The organism is Vibrio sp. 970, assembly GCF_033339075.1.
The window spans coordinates 1-1,315 of record NZ_JAWOTW010000073.1; the positions used below are offsets into that span (position 1 = coordinate 1).

At 42.5% G+C, this 1,315-nt stretch carries 2 protein-coding genes; one reads left to right on the forward strand and one right to left on the reverse strand.

Annotated elements, in window-relative coordinates; genetic code table 11:
• Positions 1–231 precede the first annotated feature (231 nt).
• Complete coding sequence (locus R7Q11_RS24780) at positions 232–831, forward strand: thiol:disulfide interchange protein DsbA/DsbL (protein ID WP_020841867.1); 600 nt, start codon at positions 232–234, stop codon at positions 829–831.
• Between the two features lie 53 nt (positions 832–884).
• Here R7Q11_RS24780 and R7Q11_RS24785 read toward each other — a convergent pair whose 3' ends face one another.
• The gene (locus tag R7Q11_RS24785) at positions 885–1,130 is read right to left on the reverse strand and encodes a hypothetical protein (protein WP_005463406.1); all 246 of its coding nucleotides are present in this window, start codon (positions 1,128–1,130) and stop codon (positions 885–887) included.
• Positions 1,131–1,315: the final 185 nt, after the last annotated feature.

Sequence of the window (1,315 nt, forward strand, 5' to 3'; positions counted from 1 at the left end):
GCAGCTCTTCTTGCATTGTGAAAATTCCCACGACTTTGTCGCAAAATGGCTTGATGCTACTGCCTTACAGCTTGGCGCTTATTGATAAGCCTCCTACTGAAAAAGCCGTGGTTGTGATTTATAAGCCTTACCGACCTCCGATTGTTTGATTTCTTCTTTATTTATCTCCAGCACTAGCTGGCTCTTAGCTATATTTTAAACGGCACGGTTGTGCCCGAAGGAAAACAAACAATGAAGAAATTACTTGCACTATGCAGCACACTTTTACTGGCTTTCAGCGCTCACGCTGCTCAATTTGAAGAAGGTAAACACTACAAAGTGTTGGACGTTGAGAAAGCGACTAAACCAACCGTTACAGAGTTTTTTTCGTTTTACTGCCCACACTGTTATAAGTTTGAATCTGTGATTGAAAACTTAAAACCGGCTTTGCCAAAAGAAGCACGCTTTGAAAAAGTGCACGTGGCGTTTATGGGCGCAGACATGGCAGTGCCAATGGCAAAATCTTACGCAACCATGGTATCCCTAGGTGTTGAAGATAAAATGGTGCCTGCGATGTTCGCGCAAATTCATCAAAAGCGCCAAGCACCGAAAAACGAAGACGAGTTAAAGAAAGTCTTCACGGACAACGGTGTCGATGGCAACAAATTTGACGCGGCGTACAACAGCTTTGCGGTTAGTTCGATGCAAAAGCGTTTCGATAAGCAGTTCAAAGAGAGCACTCTGACCGGCGTTCCTGGCGTCGTTGTGAATAACAAGTACATCGTTATTCCTAATGAAGTCCGTAGCTATGCCGAGTACAGCGAATTGGTGAACTATCTGCTAACGCTATAAATTAAAAGAAATGAAAAATGGCGGCCAAGTGGTCGCCATTTTTTTTGAATTCGTTATCTCAGTACGGTTGTACAAGCTTGAGTTGGTACGCTAGTCATGAATATCGCGTGCGGATAAAACAAGCTAGCAACGGTGATAGCGACATTGCACGGTTGTGCGATGGTGTTTTTCACCACATTGGTGAGAACAATGCCCGTGTTGTTTACTGTTTGAGTGGCAGCTTGTTGCGCTTGGTAAGAAACGCAGCCAGAAGTCGCATTGATAATTGCAGTACTAAACAGTAGTTTGCGGAAAAACATATTCATATCCTTTGTGAATGTTTACGGACATATATATGTAGGTTTGCGCTACTTTAAAACAAAACGGTGTTCAAAATGTATGTGTATTCACGAAATGAACAATGTTTTATATGGGTTGATTGGTTTTGTGATCTGAGTACTGGACAGACCAGGTTATGCCATCAAAACCAATCCATGCATCAAAA

Coding starts and splice junctions, on each gene's coding strand:
- R7Q11_RS24780 (WP_020841867.1), top strand. CDS start 232: ATGAAGAAATTACTTGCACTATGCAGCACACTTTTACTGGCTTTCAGC.
- R7Q11_RS24785 (WP_005463406.1), bottom strand. CDS start 1,130: ATGTTTTTCCGCAAACTACTGTTTAGTACTGCAATTATCAATGCGACT.